The organism is Paraburkholderia sp. SIMBA_027 (assembly GCF_046535315.1).
GTDB lineage: Bacteria > Pseudomonadota > Gammaproteobacteria > Burkholderiales > Burkholderiaceae > Paraburkholderia > Paraburkholderia tropica.
This window is the reverse complement of sequence record NZ_JAWRWY010000134.1, coordinates 1-411: the sequence shown is the minus strand read 5'-3', so window position 1 is coordinate 411 and position 411 is coordinate 1. Positions and strand designations below refer to the sequence as shown.

The 411-nt window shown below is 67.4% G+C and carries 1 protein-coding gene; it reads left to right on the top strand.

Features of this window, described 5'->3' with window-relative positions; translation table 11 throughout:
* Positions 1-411 (top strand): pyridoxal-phosphate dependent enzyme (locus SB764_RS38465; protein ID WP_410866530.1); only part of this gene is annotated, 411 nt, incomplete at both ends.

Below are 411 nucleotides of genomic sequence, written 5' to 3'. Positions count from 1 at the left end.
ATCGCCCAAGGCGCCGATACCCTGGTGACCGCCGGCGCCATCCAGTCCAACCACGTACGCCAGACCGCCGCTCTCGCCGCCAAACTGGGCCTGGGTTGCGTGGCCTTGCTGGAAAACCCGACCGGCACCGAAGACCCCAACTACCTGGGCAACGGCAACCGGCTATTGCTGGACCTGTTCGACGCCAAAGTCGAATTGGTGGAGAACCTCGACCACGCCGACGAACAGCTCGACGCCCTCGCCGAGCGCTTGCGCAGCAACGGCAAGAAGCCGTACCTGGTGCCCATCGGCGGCTCCAATGCCCTCGGCGCCCTGGGCTATGTACGCGCCGGGCTGGAACTGGCCGCGCAGATTGAAGACAGCGGCCTCCAGTTCGCCGCCGTGGTGCTGGCCTCCGGCAGCGCAGGCACC